Raw genomic sequence first — 15856 nt, forward strand, 5'->3', positions numbered from 1 at the left:
GATGATACCGCGCCGCGTTGCCGCCGCCACCTCCACGTTGTCCACGCCGACGCCGGCGCGGGCGATGACCTTGAGCCGCGTCCCGGACGCGATGACCTCCGCCGTCACCTTGGTCTGGCTGCGCACCAGCAGCGCGTCGGCCTGGGCGACCGCGCGCTTGAGCTCGTCCGGCGTGTGGTCCGTCTTGACCACCACCGCGATCGCCGGGTCGCGCCGCAGGATGTCCAGGCCCTCTTCGGCGATGGGGTCGCTCACCAACGCGCGAAAGGCCGGCTGCGGCTTCTTCGCCCTGGCGTGTGGCACCCCGACCGGTCGGGTTGGTCTCTGGGATTTTGCGCGCGTGGGCATGGCGGTTCGCTCCTCAGCCCTTCGCGCCGGCCGCGGTGAGCTCGCGGTGAGCGGCGTCGAGCGCCGCGCCGAGGTCCACCTTGAGGCCCAGCTCGTGCAGCCCCGCCCCCAGCGCCGCCAGGGTGGTCATGACATCGGTCTCGTTGACATAACCGAGGTGGCCGATGCGAAACACCGTGTCCTGCAGCTTGCCCTGCCCGCCCGCGAGCACCACCCCGTACTTGTCGAGCAGCAGGCCGCGGATCTGCTTGGGCGTCAGGCCCTCGGGTGCCAGAATCGCGGTCACCGCGTTGGAGGCGTGCTTGGGGTCGGCGAACAGCGCCAGCCCCATCGTCTTGCACGCCGCGCGCACCGCGGAGCCCAGACGCGCATGTCGCGCGAAGCAGTTCTCCAACCCCTCCTCCGCGATCAGGCGCAGGCCCTCCTTGAGACCGTACATCTGCGGCAGCGCCGGCGTCCAGGGCGTCTGCTTCTTATCCAGGAACTCCTTCGCCTTTTTGAGATCGAAGTAGTAGCGGTGCATCTTCGCCTTGTCGTTGGCCTCCCACGCGCGCACGCTCATGGAGACGAACGCCAGCCCCGGCGGCAGCATGAACGCCTTCTGCGACGCCGCCGCCACCACATCAAGCCCCCACTCGTCCGCGCGCAGATCCATCGCCACCATACTGCTGACCGCGTCCACCAGCAGCAGCGCCCCGTGCTCGCGCACCACCGCCGCGATCGCCGCCAGGTCGTTGGTGACGCCGGTGGAGGTCTCGTTGTGCGTCACCAGCACCGCCTTGATCTCGCGCTTCGCATCCTGCTTCAGCCGCGCGGCCACTTGCTTCTCGTCAACCGCCCGGCCCCACTCGAAATCCATGCGTTCGACCTCGGCGCCGAAAGTCTGGGCGATCTGCGCGAAGCGGTCGCCGAAGGCGCCGATGACCAGGCACAGCACCTTATCCCCCGGCGACAGGGTATTGACCACCGCCGCCTCCATCGCCCCGGTGCCGGAGCAGGTGAGGGTGAGGATGTCGTTTTCCGTCTTGAAGGCCGCCTGCAACCCGCGATTGCACTCATCCTGGAGCTGGGCGAACTCCGGCCCGCGGTGATTGATCATGGGCTTGCTGCACGCGCGCAGCACCGCCTGGGCGACCGGGGTCGGGCCGGGGATCATCAGCAGTTGCTTCTCTTCCAAGGCGCACCTCCGTGGGCAAGCATGAACCGACGCGCCATATTATGCGGGGAGAGCGCGCGCGGTGTCAAGCAATCCTGTCAGAGTCGCCATTCTCGCAATAACGGAGCTCCTGGCCGCGCGCGGGTGTGACCTATTTCGGTGGGTGTGGCGTAGTCGCGCACTTGGATGTGGCCCAGCCGTTTCCGAATCCCGATGGCTAGGCCCTTCGGGCCGCCATGGCGGGCCGATCAGGCGGCCCTAGCCATCTATCGGGGCCCTCGGTGGCTAGGTCGCAAGGCGACCGCCACGTCCCTAGGTCCCGACTTCGTCGGGCCGGGATGGCGGCGGCTACTAGCCGCCTAGCCAGCGGCCAACGGCCTAGCCGCTGTGAATGGGTGACCACACAGGGCCGCCTCTACAGCATGGCGACCATTGCCACTGTTCGAGGTCACACCCGCCGACGCCGCCGGCTGCCGCTATTGACATCCCCTACACCCTATGGTAGATTCTACCTGCGCGCGATCGGCGCGCAGGCGTCTCGCGGGGCGTGGAAACGCGCGTCGCGGCGGATGCATTTGGAGGGGCCCGCCGCTGCCGGACATGCCTGCCGTTAGGGCGAGTGGCGGAACGGTAGACGTGCAAGATTTAGGATCTTGTGGGGGCAACCCCGTGAGAGTTCGAATCTCTCCTCGCCCACCAGTACCGCGCCGCCGGGCACTGGCGATGCTGCGCGCGAACGGAACTGAATAGCCGGCCGCAGCCGAGCGGAAGTAGCTCAGCCCGGTAGAGCATCTCCTTGCCAAGGAGAGGGTCGAGGGTTCAAATCCCTTCTTCCGCTCCACATTATTCTCTCAGCGCCGCCGCAGGCCGGTGCCATCCGCGGCGGCGCTCACGGCAGGACTTCCAACAGATGCAGCTAGTCACCCGGGAAACGCTCGAAGACGGACGGGTCCGCATCATCGTCAAGGCCGAAGCCGAGGAAGTGAGCCGCGCGGTTGACGGCATCTATCGCGACCTCGCTCGGCGCGCCTCGGTTCCCGGCTTTCGTAAGGGCAAGGCGCCGCGCGCCCTGCTCGAACAGCAAGTCGGCATCGAACAAGCGCGCCGTTCCGCGCTCGACGAGCTCGCGCCGGCAGCGGTCACAGAGGGCATCGGCCAGGCCGATGTCGAGCCCTACAGCCGGCCCGAGCTGGAAGCGGCGAAGGTCGAGGACGATGCCTCCGCCACCTTCATCGCCCTGGTGACGCCGCGCCCCAAGGTCGAGCTCGGTGAGTACCGGGGGCTGACCGCCGTGCGCCCGGCGGTTGAAGTCAGCGACGAGCAGGTGGAGGCGCAGCTCACGGCCGTGCGCGAGCGCCATGCGCGCTACGAGCCGGCAAGCGATCGCGCCGCCGAGGAGGGCGATCTCGCGCTGGTGGATTACGACCTCGAGATCGCGGGGCAGGCGGTGGAGGGGCAGGGCGCCCGCGGTTATCCGTGCCAGATCGGCAGCGATAATCTCTTCCCGGAGCTCAACGAGAGACTGGTCGGGCTCCAGCCGGGCGGGCAAGTTCGGATCACGGCCACCTTCCCCGCCGACCACCGGGAGGCGGCGCTGGCCGGCAAGCAGGGCGAATACGTCGTGACCGTACGCGAGCTCCGACAACGGGTGGTGCCGGAGCTGACGGACGAGATGGCGCAAGCGGCGCACGGGGTTGCGACCGCGTCGGAGCTGCGCGAGCGCATGCGTGAGGCGCTGACGCGCCTGGCCGAGGAGGATGGGGAAGACCGTCTGCACATGGAGCTGCTGGAGCAGATCGTCGCGAGTACCGCCATGACGCTGCCGCCGGCGATGGTGCGCGCGGAGGCGCAAGCGCAGCTACGGCGACTGGAGGAGCGGTTGCGCGCCGACGGCATCAACCCCGAGCGCTATCTGGCCGAACGCGGAACCGACGCCGAGCGCTGGCTGCGCGAGCAGGAGATGCAGGCGCGGGTGCACCTCAAGCGCGCGTTGGTGCTGGAGGAGATCGGCCGGCGGGAAGGGATCGAGGTTTCGTCGGCGGAAGTCTCCGACGAGATCGCTGGGATGGCGCGTCGCGCCGGCACCAGCGTCGAGCGGGTGCTCAAGCGGTTGCATGACCGCGACGTGGTGCGTCTGGCGAATCGCGTGCATCACCACAAGGTGCTCCAGTTCCTGGTGGATCACGCCGACATCACTAGTGAGGGCGAAGCGGCGACGGCCGCCGAGTCGCGGGAGGAAGAATCGTGATCGTGCCCATGGTCGTGCACGGGCCTCGGGGGAGCGAGCGCGCCTTCGACATCTACTCGCGCCTGCTGCAGAACCGGATCGTTTTCATCACCGGGGCGGTGGACGACACCGTCGCGAACTTGGTGATCGCGCAACTGCTATTCTTGCAGAGCGAGGATCCGACCAAGAAGGTTGACCTCTACATCAACAGCCCCGGCGGGTTGGTGCAGGCCGGGCTGGCGATCTACGACACCATGCAGCTGATCGCGCCGCCGGTGTACACCTACTGCATCGGTCTGGCGGCGAGCATGGGCGCGCTGCTGCTGGGCGCGGGCGAGCCGGGTCATCGCTACGCCCTGCCCAACTGCCGCATCCTCATCCACCAGCCGCACGTTGACCGCGTCGGCGGGCAGGCGAGCGACATTGACATTCAGGCGCGGGAGATGCTGCATACGCGCGATACCATCAATCAGATCCTGGCCAAGCACACCGGCCAGCCGCTGGACAAGATCACGCGCGACGCCGACCGCGACTTCTACATGTCGGCGGAGGATGCCAGGGCCTACGGCCTGGTGGATCAGGTGCTCGAGAAGCAGCCGCCGGCACCCGCGAGCGAATAAGGTCACGCCCCCTCATGCGCCACCCCACCGACGACCGCAAACGCCGAGACGACTGCCGCTGCTCCTTCTGCGGCCGGCCTCGCAGCCAGGTGGAGCGCCTCATCTCCTCCGGCTGCGAGCGCGTGTCCATCTGCGCCGAATGCGTGACGGCGTGCTCCGACCTGCTGGGCTATGGCGCGACCGGCGGGCGCCCGCGGATTGCGCTCGGTGATGGAAGAGGTCATGCTCGATACCATGTACGATCTGCCGTCGCTCACCGGCATCCGCCGGTGCCTGGTGACGGAGGACACCGTGCGCCGCCGCGCCGCCCCCCTGTTGTTGACCCGCGACGAGGTCGGACCTCGCTGGCGGCGCCGGTCGCAGGCCGCTTGAGATCCCCGGCCTTGGTGCCCGCGTGACGCAGGAACCACGCTCGCAGGTGGGAATAATACATGTGCGCTTGTGGGCGACGGACGTCATGCTGTCGGTTCCTGGCGCGCAGCAATCGCAGGCATCTGTGGAAATAGTCAACCGTATCGCCGGCGGGAGGTCATCGTGAGTCAGGTCAAGCCGAAGAAACGAGCAGAAGCACCGAGTGGCGATTCGCCCACCCAGCGGGTGCCGGAGATCATCCCGGTGCTGCCCATCCGCGACCAGGTCATCTACCCGCACATGATCATGCCGCTGTTCGTTGGTCGCGAGAAGTCCGTGCGCGCCCTTGAGGAGGCGCTCGAGCAAGAGCGCCGCATCCTGCTGGTGACGCAGAAGAGCGTGGACATTGACGACCCGCGGGCCGAGGACCTCTACAGCGTCGGCACCGTCGGCGAGAGCATGCAGAGTCTGCGCCTGCCGGACGACACCATCCGCGTCGTGGTCGAGGGCGTAGCGCGCGTGCGCGTGCTGGAGTACGTGCAGACCGAGCCGTTCTTCCGCGCGCGGGTGGAGGTGATGGCCGAGCCCGCGCGCGAGGGGATCGAGGTCGAGGCCCTCATGCGCAGCGTGGTCGCCCAGTTCGCGCGCTGCATCGAGCTCGGCAAGAACATCCCCCCGGAGGCGCTGGAGAATGCCGGCGGCGTGAACGATCCCGGACGCCTCGCCGACCTCGTCGCCGGCTTCCTGGACCTCAAGGTCGAGGTCAAGCAGGAGATCCTCGAGCTGGCGGACCCGGTGGCGCGCCTGGAGCGCATCGCGGCGCACCTGGGCCACGAGATCGAGATCCTGGAGATCGAGAAGAAGATCCACTCGCGCGTCAAGCAGGAGCTGGAGGACACGCAGAAGGAGTTCTACCTGCGCGAGCGCATCAAGGCGATGCAGCAGGAGCTGGGCGAGCGCGACGATCGCACCATGGAGCTGGATGAGTTGCGCAGCCAGATCCAGTCCGCCGGCATGCCCAAGGAGGTCGAGGAGAAGGCGTTCAAGGAGCTCGATCGCCTGGAGAAGATGCCCCCGGCGTCGCCGGAGGTGGTGGTGGTGCGCACTTACCTCGACTGGCTCGTCACCCTGCCCTGGAGCAAGCGCAGCGAGGACCGCCTGGACATCGCGGACGCGGAACGCGTGCTCAACGAGGATCACTACGGCCTCCAGAAGGTCAAGGAGCGCATCCTCGAGTACCTCGCCGTGCGCAAGCTCAACCCCGAGTCCAAGGGCCCCATCCTTTGCTTCATGGGGCCGCCGGGCGTGGGCAAGACCTCGATGGGGCGCTCCATCGCGCGCGCCACCGGGCGCAGCTTCGTGCGCATCTCGCTGGGCGGGATGCGCGACGAGGGCGAGATCCGCGGCCACCGCCGCACCTACGTCGGCGCCCTGCCGGGCCGCATCATCCAGGGCATGAAGACCGCCGGCAGTCGCAACCCGGTCTTCATGATGGACGAGATAGACAAGATCGGCATTGACTTCCGCGGCGATCCGGCGGCGGCGCTGCTGGAGGTGCTCGATCCGGAGCAGAACTACGCCTTCAGCGATCACTACCTGGAGGTGCCGTTCGATCTATCCGAGGTCATGTTTATCACCACCGGCAACCTCCCCGACCCGGTGCCGTGGGCGCTGCGCGACCGCATGGAGTTCATCGAGTTCCCGGGCTACACCGAGGAGGAGAAGCTCAAGATCGCGCAGTTGTTCCTGGTGCCCAAGCAGATCAAGGAGCACGGCCTCACCGACCACCTCGCCAGATTCGCGGAGAAGGGGCTGCGCACCATCGTCCGCAACTACACCCGCGAGGCCGGGGTGCGCAACCTCGAGCGCGAGGTCGCCAACGTCTGCCGCAAGGTGGCCAAGCGGGTCGCCCAGGGCAAATCCACCACCGCCACCATCGGCCCTGCGAGCCTGCACAAGTACCTGGGCGCGCTTCGCTTCCGCCACGGCATGGCCGAGCGCCAGGACGAGGTGGCGGTCGCCACCGGCCTCTTCTGGACCGAGGTCGGCGGCGACATCTTCTCCATCGAGGTCACCCTGATGAAGGGCCGCGGCAACCTCATCCTCACCGGCAAGCTCGGTGAGGTCATGCAGGAGTCGGCCAAGGCCGCCTTCAGCTACACCCGTTCGCGAGCCAAATCGCTGGACATTGACGAGGACTTCTACCGGCGTTTCGACGTGCACATCCACGTTCCCGCCGCCGCCATCCCCAAAGATGGCCCTTCGGCCGGGATCACGCTCGCCACCGCCCTCATCTCGGCGCTCACGCGGCGCGCGGTACGCAGGGATGTGGCCATGACCGGCGAGGTCACCCTGCGCGGGCGGGTGCTGCCCGTGGGCGGAGTCAAGGAGAAGGTGTTGGCGGCTCACCGCGCGGGCATGACCACGGTCATCATGCCGGCGGACAACCAGAAGGAGCTCGATGAGATCTCGGCGCAGGTCAAGCGCGAGCTCAAGTTCGTATTCGTCGAGAGCATGGACCAAGTGCTGGAAGTCGCGCTGCTGCCGCCGATCGCAGGCGAGACCGTCTCCGCCGGCGATCGCCTCCGCCGATCCGACCGCGCCGCCGATCAGCCCTCGGTGTCAAGGGTGATGTAGAGCGTGGGCGGGGCTCGCGCCCAGGATTCACAGCCTTGCGGGGGCACGGCGGCGCCGTGCCCCCTAGTGCTCCCCCGAGGCGCGGTCGCGATTGACGGGCCGCGCGCTTACCTGCTATCATTCCCCCACCAAAGGCCGAGAAGGGGAGGAGTAGCCGCCTCGCGCTCGCCAGAGAGCCGGCCCCGGGTGGACATTCGCGCAGCGAAGCCGCTTGGGTGTGAGGGCCGGCACAGCGCCGGCGGCGAACGTCGCCCCCGAGCCGGGACGGTGAAGGGCCGCAGTCCTGCGTAACCGCCCCCGGGCACGCCCGTTACCGCGCCAGAGATGTCCCAGGCATTGTAGGAGCCGCGTCTGGCAACGAGATTGGGCGCGACTTCCTACAGAAGTCGCGGCTTTCTCGCGCGGTCTGAAGACCACGCGCCCAAATGCCCCGGACAATCAAGGTGGCACCGCGGAAGCGCTCCTTTCGCCTGGCTAGGCCCCGCTGGGGCCGCCATCCCGGCCTCCGGCCTAGGGACTTGAGCGAGAGGGGCGTTTTGCGTTGTAGTGTTCCCACGGTGGGGCAGGCGTCCTCGCCTGCCAAGGTGCGCAGCCGCGGCGCGACCTAGCCACTCAGGACAGGCGGGCTGTGCCACATGCTGGAGGACCGAATGGACGCGTCGCAACTGCCGAAGACATACGACCCACATGCGGTAGAAGCGAAATGGTATCGCTTCTGGGACGAACGCGGCTACTTCCACGCCGAGGCGGATTCCGGCAAGCCGCGCTACTGCATCACCATCCCGCCGCCCAACGTCACCGGCGAGCTGCACCTGGGCCATGCGTTGTGCTATGAGGTGCAGGACATCCTGGGCCGCTACCATCGGATGACGGGCAAGCAGACCCTGATTCTCCCGGGTACCGACCACGCCGGCATCGCCACCCAGAACGTAGTCGAGCGCCAACTCGCCCAGGAGGGAGTGACGCGCTACGAGCTGGGGCGCGAGGGCTTTCTGCAACGCGTGTGGCAGTGGAAAGACGCCTACGGACGGCGCATCGAGGAGCAGTTCCGCGCCCTCGGCTTCGCCTTCGACTGGGGGCGGGATCGCTTTACCATGGACCCCGCTTACAGCGACGCCGTGCTCGAGGCGTTCGTGCGGCTGTTCGACGAGGGCTACATCTACCGCGGCGAGCGGGTCACCAACTGGTGCCCGCGCTGCCGCACCGCGATCTCCGATATCGAGGTCGAGCACCAGGAATCACCCGGCCACCTCTATCACATCGCCTATCCCTACGCGACACGCGAGGGCGCGGTCGTCGTCGCCACCACCCGCCCCGAGACTATGCTCGGCGACACCGCGGTCGCGGTCAACCCCACCGATGAGCGCTATCGCGACGTCGTCGGGGAACGCGTGATCTTGCCGCTGGTGGAGCGGGAGATACCCATCATCGCCGACCACTACGCCGACCCCGAGTTCGGTACCGGTGCGGTCAAGGTTACCCCCGCCCACGACCTCAACGACTTCGAGGCGGGGGAACGGCACGGCCTCCCGCGCGTCAAGGTCATCGGCGACGACGGCTGCATGACCGCCGACGCCGGGCGTTTCGCCGGCATGGATCGCTTCGCGGCGCGCGAGGCGGTGGTGGCGGCGCTGCGGGAGGATGGACGGTTGGTCGAGGTTGAGCCCTACGCCGTCTCCCTGGCCGCCTGCGAGCGCTGCGGCACGGTGCTGGAGCCGCTGCTGTCCGAGCAGTGGTTCGTGCGCATGAAGGAGTTGGCCCTGCCCGCCATCGAGGTCGTCGAGAGCGGGCGGGTGCGGTTCGTGCCCGAGCGCTGGGCTGACGTGTATCTCGAATGGATGCGCAATATCCGTGACTGGTGCATCAGCCGACAGTTGTGGTGGGGCCACCGCATTCCCGTGTACACCTGCGGCTGCGGCAGAGTCGTCGCGGCCAAGTCCGCGCCCGAGCGCTGCCCCGCGTGCGGCGGCCCTTCGACAAGCTCAGGACCGCCCCTGCGATGCGAAGGGGGGCCGTCCCGAGCGGCGTCGAGGGGCGGCGCGATGACCCAGGACCCCGATGTCCTCGACACCTGGTTCAGCTCCGCGCTGTGGCCGTTCGCGACCCTGGGCTGGCCCCGGCAGACCCCGGAGCTCGAATGCTTCTACCCCACCAACCTCATGGTGACCTCGAGTCAGATCATCTTCCTATGGGTCGCGCGGATGGTGATGATGGGGCTGCACTTCATGGGCGACATCCCCTACCCCGAGGTTTACATCAACGCCACCGTGCTCAACGCGCAGGGCCGGCGCATGAGCAAGTCCCTGGGCACCGGCGTGGATCCGCTGGAGACGGTGGAGAAGTACGGCGCCGATGCGACGCGCTTCGGCCTCATCGCACAGTCGAGCGGCCAGCAGGTGCGCTTCGAGATGGAGCGCGTCGAGACCGGGCGCAACCTCTGCAACAAGCTGTGGAACGCGGCGCGCATGGTGCGCATGAACCTCGATGAGGCGGCATACGAGCGCGCCCGGGTGGCACAGGCGCCCTCGCCTGTGTCCCTCGCCGACCGCTGGATCTTGAGCCGGCTCGAGGCGACGACGCAAACGGTGACGCAGGCCTTGGGCGACTATCGGGCGGACGAAGCGGCGCGGGCGCTCTATGATTTCTTCTGGGGCGAGCTGTGCGACTGGTATCTGGAGATAGCCAAACCCGCCTTGCGCGGCGATGATCCCGCAGCGCGCACGCGAACCCAGGACGTGTTGATCTACACGTTCGAGCGTACTCTGAGGCTGCTGCATCCGTTCATGCCCTTCATCACCGAGGAGCTGTGGCAAGCGCTGCCCCATGACGGCGAGTCCATCATGATCGCGCCGTGGCCTGTCCTGAGCGGAGTCGAAGGGCCGGAAGGGCGCGCCCTGCTGCGAGACCAACAGGCGGAAGAGGCGATGAGCCTGGTGATGGCGGTAGTCACCTCGGCGCGGCGTCTGCGCATCGAACGCGGAGTGGAACCGGGGGCCGCGGTGGAGATCATCCTCACCCCCGATAGCAAGCGCGCGACCGAGGCTCTGACCGCCGGTCAGGCCATGATTGCTCATCTCGTCCATGCAAGCTCGATCACCTTGGGCGAGCCGGCGGGTGATGCCGAAGTCGCCACCGATGTGATACCCTGGGAGGGCGAGCAGGTGCGGGTGTCGGTGTCCACGGTGGCCTCCGCTGAGGAACTGGCCAGGGAGCGCGACCGCCTGCAAAAGGAGCTGGTGACACTGGAAGCCGAGTTGGCGCGCACGCGCGGGCGCCTGGATAATGCCAACTTCATCGCGCGCGCGTCGGAGAAAGTGGTAGCCGAAACCCGCGCCCGCATCGAGGACGCCGAGCGCCGGGCCGTAGCCTTGCGCGAACGCATGGCTGCTCTAGCTTCCCGCCTCGGGGGATGAGGTAGTATCCGCAGATTTGTCCGCCCCAGGCGGATTGCACAGATTGCAGGGGCGCGATTCATCGCATCCATGTGGCACAGCCGCCCCCCGGTGGCTAGGTCGCAAGGCGACCGCCACGTCCCTAGGTCCCGACTTCGTCGGGCCGGGATGGCGGCGGCTACTAGCCGCCTAGCCAGCGGCCAACGGCCTAGCCGCTGTGTACGGCAGTGAGCAGGTTATGAGCCTGGAGATTGTGGACATCTCGGATGCCACCTTCGACGCTCTGCAGCTACGAATGTGGGTCATCTCGGAAATCTGCGCGAATCTGTGGGAATCTGTGGATAAGAATCCCCGATGCTCAAGCTGCTGCGCCCCGATATGATGGTCGAAGCGATCTGGGACATCAGTGTCGAGCAACTGCGAAAGCTTGGCATCGCGGGGCTGATCGTGGACCTCGACAACACCATCGTGGACTGGAACCGCGACGAGGTGCGCGAGGAGGTCGCGTCCTGGATGGAACGAGCGCGGGCAGCCGGCATCGGGGTCTGTATCGCCTCCAACGCGCGCGGCAAGGCGCGGGTTTGCGGCATCGCCGAGCGCATCGGCGCGCTATGGCTGGCGCCGGCGGGCAAACCCTCGCGGCGCGGGCTGCGGCGGGCGCTGGAGATGCTCGGCACCGAGGTCGCGACCACCGCCCTGGTGGGCGACCAGTTGTTCACCGATGTCATGGGCGGCAACCGGCTGGGGCTGTTCACGATCCTCGTGCGACCACTAAGCCGCCGCGACTTCCCGGCCACCAAGATCATGCGCGTGCTGGAGCGCGTCGTGCTGTGGCGACTGCGCCGGAGCGAGACATGAACATTACCGGTAAGACCAAGCTGGTCGGCCTCTTCGGGTACCCCATCGGGCACAGCGTCTCACCGCAGATGCACAACGCGGCCTTTGCCCACCTGGGCCTCGATTGGTGCTATCTTCCGTTCGCGGTGGCGCCGAAGGACTTCGCGCAGGCCCTGCGGGCGCTGCCCGCGCTCGGCATCGTCGGGGTGAATGTGACGATCCCCCTCAAGGAGCTGGCCCTGCGCGCCGTGGACGAGGTGACGCCGGTGGCGGACCTGGTGGGAGCGGTCAATACGGTTCACTGCCAGGACGGCAAGCTGGTCGGATACAACACTGATGTCGCGGGGTTCACGCGGTCGCTCACCGAGGCGGGGGGGAACTTGCGCGGGCGCACGGCGGTGGTATTGGGCGCGGGCGGCGCGGCGCGGGCGGCGGTGGTCGGGTTGGCGAAGATGGGGGCGGCGCGCATCTGGGTCGCCGCGCTGCCGGTGGAGATAGAGCGGGCGGCAAGCACGGCGGGGCTTGCGCGCCGGGCGGCTGGCGGGGCGGTGGGCGCCGCCATAGAGTGGAGGCGGCCGGCCCTGCGCTCCGCGGTGGAGGCGGCGGATGTATTGGTCAACGCGACCCCCATCGGCATGTACCCCCACCACTCGCGGCCAGCGCCGGTGCCGCAGACCTGGCTGCGGAAAGACATGCTCGTCTTCGACATGGTGTACAATCCGGTAGAGACGCGGCTGCTGGCAGGGGCGCGCAGGCGGGGCTGTCGGACGGTGGGGGGGCTGCGGATGCTGGTACTGCAAGGAGCGGAATCGTTCACCATCTGGAGCGGACAGGCCGCCCCGGTGGAGGTCATGCAGGAGGCGGTAGCGGGAGCGCTGGGGCGATAGGGCCTGCGGTGCGGCATCGGCGGCGCGCAGGCGCGCCGGGTTGCGCGGTCGGGCAAGCAGGAACTGGGGCCCCCGCCGCCGAAAGAGGGGCAAAGGCATCGGGCCTGGGATCGCAGCCGACCCACAAGGTCTTCCAACCCCCTCCGGCAGATGCATGTTTGGCCCCTTGGGAGCAGCGGTATATTGGAGGCGTCGGGGCAGCCCCTTGCCCAAGTAGGCGTATGTGGTATAATGGTTCTGTGGGTAGTCCGGCAGTCATCAATTCATACGGTCGGTAACCAGGGAGCCTTGTTTCTGAGGTAGAGGGCATGGCGACGTCCCGCGGGCCGAAGAAGCCCATAGGCCAGATCCTGCTGGGTCAGGGACTGATCACGCAGGAGCAGCTGGAGGAAGCGCTGGCGATCCAGGCCAGCACCACCGAGCGGCTGGGCCGCATCCTGGTGGACAAGGGCTATGTCAAGGACAAGGACGTCCTGCGCGCCTACGCCGAGCAGATCGGCGTCCCCTTCGTTGAGCTCGATCGCTCCCAGATTGACGAGCAGGTCTCCAAGTCCATTCCCCAGAGCATGATCTCGCGCCACAGCGCCATCCCCATCAAGCGCAACGGGGATCGGCTGGTGGTGGCGATGGCCGACCCCACCAACGTCTTCGCCCTCGACGACATCCGCCTCATGACCGGCTACGAGGTAGAGGCGGTGCTGGCGAGCGCGGAGGACATTGCGGCGATCCAGCGCAGCGACGCCGGCGGCGTCGTCACCGACGAATCGCTGCAGACGGCGCTGGAGGCGCTGGGGGTCGGTGGCGGCGGCAGCCTCCAGACCGAGGTCATGGCCGGCGCGGGCGTGGATGAGGACGTGGACCGGGCGACCCAACTGGCCGAGGAAGCCCCTATCATCCGCGTCGTCAACGTCATCATCCAGACCGCGATCAAGGAACGCGCCAGCGACATCCACGTCGAGCCCGACCGCCGCGGGGTGCGTGTGCGCTACCGCATTGACGGCGTGCTGCACGAACGCATGAATATCCCCAAGTACGTCCACGCGCCGCTCATCTCGCGCATCAAGATCATGGCCGATATGAACATCGCCGAGCGCCGGGTGCCGCTGGACGGGCGCATCCACGTGCGCCACGAGGGCAAGGACTACGACCTGCGCGTGTCGACCCTGCCCACGGTCTTCGGGGAGAAGGCGGTGATGCGCATCCTCGACCAGTCGAGCGTGCTCATCGGCCTCAGCAAGCTGGGCATGTTCCCCGAGGTGCAGGCCGACGTCGAGACCGTCATCGTCCAGCCCAACGGCATGTTCCTGTCCACCGGCCCCACCGGCTCCGGCAAGACCACGACCCAGTACGCCATCCTCAACAAGATCAACTCGGTGGAGAGAAACGTCATCACCATCGAGGACCCGGTGGAGTACCAGCTGCCGGGGATCAGCCAGGTGCACGTCAACCGCAAGGCGGGGCTGACCTTCGCCATGGCCATGCGCCACTTTCTGCGCCAAGACCCGGATATCATCATGGTGGGCGAGATCCGCGACCTGGAGACGGCGGAGATCGCGGTGCAGGCGGCCCTGACCGGCCACCTGGTGCTGTCCACCCTACACACCAACGACGCGCCTTCGGCCGTCACCCGGCTGGTGGACATGGGGGTGGAGCCGTTCCTCATCTCCGCGTCGGTGGCGGGAGTGTTGGCGCAGCGGCTGGCGCGCAAGATCTGCTCCAACTGCAAGGAGCAGTACCGCCCGCCGGTGGAAGCGCTGACGCGGGTGGGCTTCCGCGTCGCCGACGCCGAGGACGTGGTGTTCTACCGCGGCCGCGGCTGCGAGCAGTGCATGCACACCGGCTACTACGGCCGCACCGGCATCTTCGAGATGATGCTGATCAACGAAGAGATCCAAGATCTCGTGGTCAAGCGCGCGCCGTTGTCAGAGCTGGTGGAGGCGGCGATCGCCAACGGGATGAAGACCCTCAGGCGCGACGGCTTCGAGAAGGTCATCGAGGGCATCACCACCATCGAAGAGGTGATGCGGGTGGTCTTCACTCAAGGCTCGCGCTGAGGCCTCGGTGCGGCCGGCCCTGGATCCCCGGCGGCAGCGGCCGGGGACGATCTTGCCTGTGGTAGGACGGCCGGGGGCGGTGGCAGCACCCCGGGACCAAGGAGGATGTACGACGCCGATGGAAGCCGCCACTGAACAACTGCACACCGGGGAGACCGACCCGGCCGTTGAGGTCGAGGAGTTCGCGGAGGTCGCGCTGCCACCGGCGGCTGCCGGGGCGAGCACCAAGGACCTCGCCGACGTCCACATCGACGAGCTGCTCGACATCGTCGTCAGCAAGAACGCCTCGGACCTGCACATCGCCGTCAGCATCCCCCCGGTCATCCGCGTTGACGGCGAGCTCCTCGCCACCAACTACTCCCCGTTCACCGAGCACATCTCGCAGCGGATGGTCTATGACATCCTGAGCGACGAGCAGATCCAGACATTCGAGAGCACCTATGAACTCGACTGCTCCTATGCCCTGGGCAAGATCGCGCGCTTCCGCGTCAACGTCTTCCGCGACAAGGGCACGGTCGCGGCCGCGCTGCGGTTGATCCCGGCGCGCATCCCCACCGTCCGCGAGCTCAACCTGCCGCTGGTGCTGGAGGACCTCGCGCGCAAGCCGCGCGGGCTGGTGCTGGTCACCGGCCCCACCGGCAGCGGCAAGTCCACCACCCTGGCGGCGATGATCGGGCTCATCAACGGCGAGACCTCCAAGCACATCATCACCATCGAGGACCCGATCGAATACCTGCACACGCACCGGCGCAGCATCATCAACCAGCGCGAGCTGGGCCAGGACACCAAGGACTTCCAGATCGCGCTGCGCGAGGCGCTGCGCGAGGATCCCGATGTCATCCTCGTGGGCGAGATGCGCGACCTCGAGACCATGCGCCTGGCCATCACCGCGGCCGAAACCGGCCACCTGGTGTTCGCCACCGTCCATACCAACAACGCGGCGCAGACGGTGGACCGCATCGTGGACGTGTTCCCGGCGGGACAGCAGGAGCAGATCCGCATCATGCTCTCCAACAACCTGGAGGCGGTGATCTCGCAGCAGTTGCTCCCGCGCGCCGGCATGCCCGGGCGCGTCGCCGTCATCGAGGTCATGACAGCGTCGCCCGCCATCCGCAACCTCATCCGCGAGGGCAAGGCCCACCAGATCACCTCCATGATCCAGACCAGCGCCCACCTCGGCATGCAGACCATGGACCAGTGCCTGCGGGACTACTACCAGCGCGGCCTCATCACCTACGAGGAGGCGCTGGCGCGAGCGATGAATGTGGACGAACTGAAGAAGATGCTCTTCAGCGAGAGCTCCTAGCGCGGATCGCGACGGATGGGGCCGGGAGGGCCGGGCGCCGG

At 67.6% G+C, this 15856-nt stretch carries 11 protein-coding genes and 2 tRNA genes; 11 read left to right on the forward strand and 2 right to left on the reverse strand.

The window, feature by feature from the left end; all coding sequences use genetic code 11:
- Together VM221_10290 and VM221_10295 are read right to left on the reverse strand one after the other, a co-directional pair.
- Positions 1 to 348: hypothetical protein (locus tag VM221_10290; GenBank protein HUT75205.1), on the reverse strand; the 348-nt coding region annotated here is incomplete at its 3' end.
- A 13-nt stretch (positions 349 to 361) separates the two neighbouring features.
- Positions 362 to 1525, reverse strand: coding sequence for an alanine--glyoxylate aminotransferase family protein (locus VM221_10295; protein HUT75206.1), 1164 nt, complete (start codon positions 1523 to 1525; stop codon positions 362 to 364).
- Positions 1526 to 2117: 592 nt separating this feature from the next.
- Here VM221_10295 and VM221_10300 point away from each other — a divergent pair.
- From VM221_10300 to VM221_10350, 11 genes are all read left to right on the forward strand, one after another.
- A tRNA-Leu gene (locus tag VM221_10300) sits at positions 2118 to 2203 on the forward strand.
- A gap of 65 nt (positions 2204 to 2268) precedes the next feature.
- A tRNA-Gly gene (locus VM221_10305) sits at positions 2269 to 2345 on the forward strand.
- A 69-nt stretch (positions 2346 to 2414) separates the two neighbouring features.
- Complete coding sequence (gene tig, locus VM221_10310; protein HUT75207.1) at positions 2415 to 3752, forward strand: trigger factor; 1338 nt, start codon at positions 2415 to 2417, stop codon at positions 3750 to 3752.
- 8 nt (positions 3753 to 3760) lie between these two features.
- Positions 3761 to 4351, forward strand: coding sequence for an ATP-dependent Clp protease proteolytic subunit (locus VM221_10315; protein HUT75208.1), 591 nt, complete (start codon positions 3761 to 3763; stop codon positions 4349 to 4351).
- A 207-nt stretch (positions 4352 to 4558) separates the two neighbouring features.
- Entirely contained in the window at positions 4559 to 4723 is a 165-nt protein-coding gene (locus tag VM221_10320; GenBank protein HUT75209.1) for a hypothetical protein, read from the forward strand.
- 162 nt (positions 4724 to 4885) lie between these two features.
- The gene (gene lon, locus VM221_10325) at positions 4886 to 7339 is read left to right on the forward strand and encodes an endopeptidase La (protein ID HUT75210.1); all 2454 of its coding nucleotides are present in this window, start codon (positions 4886 to 4888) and stop codon (positions 7337 to 7339) included.
- 650 nt (positions 7340 to 7989) lie between these two features.
- Positions 7990 to 10752, forward strand: a complete 2763-nt coding sequence (locus tag VM221_10330) for a valine--tRNA ligase (GenBank protein ID HUT75211.1) — start codon at positions 7990 to 7992, stop codon at positions 10750 to 10752.
- Between the two features lie 333 nt (positions 10753 to 11085).
- A complete protein-coding gene (locus VM221_10335; protein ID HUT75212.1) occupies positions 11086 to 11589 on the forward strand; it encodes a YqeG family HAD IIIA-type phosphatase in 504 nt (167 codons plus the stop codon).
- Positions 11586 to 12455 (forward strand): shikimate dehydrogenase, encoded by an 870-nt coding sequence (locus VM221_10340; GenBank protein ID HUT75213.1) that lies wholly within the window; start codon positions 11586 to 11588, stop codon positions 12453 to 12455. Before VM221_10335 ends, VM221_10340 begins: the two co-directional genes overlap by 4 nt.
- Before the next feature lie 308 nt (positions 12456 to 12763).
- On the forward strand, positions 12764 to 14509 hold the full coding sequence (locus VM221_10345) for an ATPase, T2SS/T4P/T4SS family (GenBank protein ID HUT75214.1): 1746 nt from the start codon (positions 12764 to 12766) through the stop codon (positions 14507 to 14509).
- Between the two features lie 247 nt (positions 14510 to 14756).
- Positions 14757 to 15815: a type IV pilus twitching motility protein PilT gene (locus tag VM221_10350; protein ID HUT75215.1), complete on the forward strand. Its 1059-nt coding sequence runs from the start codon at positions 14757 to 14759 to the stop codon at positions 15813 to 15815.
- Positions 15816 to 15856 lie beyond the last annotated feature (41 nt).

It is taken from the genome of Armatimonadota bacterium (genome assembly GCA_035527535.1).
Taxonomy (GTDB): Bacteria; Armatimonadota; Hebobacteria.